The organism is Halomonas gemina, from assembly GCF_023554995.1.
In the GTDB taxonomy this organism is placed as follows: Bacteria; Pseudomonadota; Gammaproteobacteria; order Pseudomonadales; family Halomonadaceae; genus Halomonas; species Halomonas gemina.
In genome coordinates this window covers 1-3,017 of the sequence record NZ_JAMJPK010000016.1, presented here as the reverse complement: position 1 = coordinate 3,017, position 3,017 = coordinate 1, and the positions used below count along the sequence as shown (strand labels likewise).

General features: G+C 69.4%; 2 protein-coding genes. Both read right to left on the bottom strand.

The window, feature by feature from the left end:
- On the bottom strand, window positions 1-1,421 hold a 1,421-nt coding region (locus M8009_RS18805), incomplete at its 3' end, for a molybdopterin-dependent oxidoreductase (RefSeq protein WP_250064010.1).
- Between the two features lie 12 nt (window positions 1,422-1,433).
- A partial coding sequence (locus M8009_RS18800) for an NADH-ubiquinone oxidoreductase-F iron-sulfur binding region domain-containing protein (RefSeq protein WP_250064008.1) occupies window positions 1,434-3,017 on the bottom strand: 1,584 nt, incomplete at its 5' end.

Here is a 3,017-nt window from a genome sequence, read left to right as displayed (position 1 = left end):
TAGGCGTCCAGCGCCTGGCCGCGCGGGTCGAGGATGATCAGCTTGGTGCCGTTTCTCGCCGCCTGCTTGAAGTAGGTGGCCGCCACCGGATGGTTGATCGCCGGGTTGCAGCCGGTGAGGATCACCACCTCGGCCTCGAGCGCCTGCATGAAGGAGGCGGTCACCGCCCCCGAGCCGATGCACTCCATCAGCGCCGCCACGGAGCTGGCATGACACAGCCGGGTGCAGTGATCGACATGGTTGGAGCCGAAGCCGGTGCGCACCAGTTTCTGGAACAGCCAGGCCTCCTCGTTGGAGCACTTGGCGCTGCCGAAGCCGGCCAGGGCGTCGGGACCGTGGGCCGCCTTGAGCTCACCCAGCCCCTGGGCGGCAAGGTCCAGCGCCTCCTCCCAGCTCGCCTCACGGAAGTGGGTCAGGGGGTCGAGCGGGTCGAAGTCGGGATCGAGCCCCTTGGGCACGCCCGGTCGGCGGATCAGCGGCGTGGTGAGCCGCGACGGATGGTTGGGGTAGTCGAAGCCGAAGCGCCCCTTGACGCACAGCCGGTTCTGGTTGGAAGGCCCATTTCGTCCTGTCACGAAGAGGATACGTCCTTCGCCGTCACTGGGGCCATCCTGAATATGGTAGGTAAGCTGGCAGCCCACCCCGCAGTAGGGGCAGACCGAATCCACGCTGCGATCGGCCGCCTGCGAATCGCCGCGCCCCTTTGCGTCGACCAGGGTCGCCGGCATCAGCGCCCCGGTGGGACAGGCCTGGACGCACTCGCCGCAGGCCACGCAGGTGCTCTCGCCCATGGGGTCGTCGAAGTCGAAGACGATCTTCGACGCCGCCCCGCGATGGGCCAGGCCGATGACGTCGTTGCCCTGGACCTCGCGGCAGGCGCGCACGCAGAGGTTGCACTCGATACAGGCATCGAGGTTGACGTTCATCGCCGAGTGACTGGCGTCATGGCCGTGGGCATGGGGCAGCGCGGCCGCCCGCTCGACGACATGGTGCACCGTGGGGGCGGCTCGCTCGGCCCGCGATGGCAGCCGCTCGCGCACCGCGCTGGCGTCGATGGCCAGTTGATCGGCCATGGCCCAGAAGTGGCTGGAGCGGTCGGGGCCGGCGTCGCGCTCGGGCTGGTCGACGACCAGCAGCTCCATGACGCCCTCGCGCGCCACCCGGGCGCGCTCGGAGCTGGCACTCTTGACCACCATCCCGGGCTTCGCCTCGCGCAGGCAGCTCGCCGCCAGCACGCGCTCGCCCTCGACCTCCACCATGCAGGCGCGACAGTTGCCGTCGCTGCGGTAGCCGGGGGCGTCCTTGAAGCACAGGTGCGGAATGGTCTCGCCGGCGCGCTTGGCCACCTGCCAGAGGGTCTCGCCGGGCCGGGCGCTGACATCAACGCCATCCAGGATCAGGGTGAAGGGTTGCTGTGTCATGGTCGCGTCTCCTCAGCCCTTGACGATCACGTTCTGGTTGGCGAGATCATTGCGGAAGTCCTTGAGCAGCCCCAGTACCGGATTGGGCGCCGCCTGGCCCAGTCCACAGATGGAGGCATCCATCATCACCTGGGACAGCCGCTCGAGTTCCTCGACGTGCCACTCGTCACGCTCCAGCAGGCCCAGCATCTTCTCGGTGCCCACCCGGCAGGGCGTGCACTGGCCGCAGGATTCGTCGGCGAAGAAGGCCAGCAGGTTGGTGGCCAAGGCACGCAGGTCATCCTGATCCGAAACAACGATCACCGCGGCGGAGCCGATAAAGCCGCCGTGCTCCTGAAGCGTATCGAAATCCAGCGGAAGGTCTGCCTTGCTCGCCGGGAGGATTCCCCCGGAGGCGCCGCCGGGCAGATAGCCGGCCAGACGGTGCCCCTCGGCCATGCCGCCGCCGTACTCCTCGATCAGCTCGTTGAGCGTAATGCCGGCGGGGGCCAGGTGGACCCCGGGGCGACGCACCCGGCCGGAGAGCGAGAAGCTGCGCAGCCCGTTCCGGCCGTGACGGCCGTGGCCCGCGAACCAGTCGGCGCCCTTCTCCCAGATCCGCGGGATCCAGTAGACGGTCTCGACGTTGTTGACCAGGGTCGGCTGGCCGAAGAGCCCCTTCTGGGCGACGAAGGGCGGGCGGTGGCGCGGCTTGCCCGGCTTGCCCTCCAGCGACTCGATCATCGCCGACTCCTCGCCGCAGATGTAGGCGCCGGCACCGCGGCGCAGCACGATATAGCCGGGCTCGACCAGCCCCGCCTCCTCGAGCTCATCGATCGCCGTATGCAGCACCCGGTGCAGGCCGGGGTACTCGTCGCGCAGGTAGATGTAGAGCGCACAGGCCTCCACCGCCCAGGCGCTGACCAGGGCGCCCTCGAGGAAGCAGTGCGGCGAGCGCTCCAGGTAGTAACGGTCCTTGAAGGTGCCGGGTTCGCCCTCGTCGGCGTTGATCGCGCAGTAGCGCGGCCCAGGCTCCTGGCGCACGAAATACCACTTCTTGAAGGTGGGGAAGCCGGCGCCACCCAGGCCGCGCAGGTTGGCGCGTTCAAGCGTCTCCATCAGGGTCTCGACCGTGACGCGTCCCTCGCGGCAGTCGGCGAGCAGCCCGTAGCCGCCCTCGGCGCGATAGTCCGCCAGGCGCTGCCAGACGATCGCCTCGGGATGGAAGTGGCCGGTGTCCACCACCGCCTCCACGCCCTCGGCGGTGGCGAACAGCACATGGTGATGCCCCACCTCGACCACCGGCGCCGTCTCGCAGCGCCCCATGCAGGGCGCCCGCACCACCCGCACCACCTGAGGGTCGAGGCCGGCCTCAAGCTCGGCCTTGAGCGTCGCGGCGCCGGCCAGCTGGCAGGAGAGCGAGTCGCAGACCCGCACCGTCACCTCCGGCGGCGGCGCCTGATCGTCATGCACCACGTCGAAGTGGGCGTAGAAGGTCGCCGTCTCGTAGACCGCCGCCATGGGCAGGTTCATGTAGGCGGCCAGCGCCCGCAGCGCCACCAGCGACAGGTGGCCGTGGGCGTCCTGGAGGGCGTGCAGGTGCTCGATCAAGAGGTC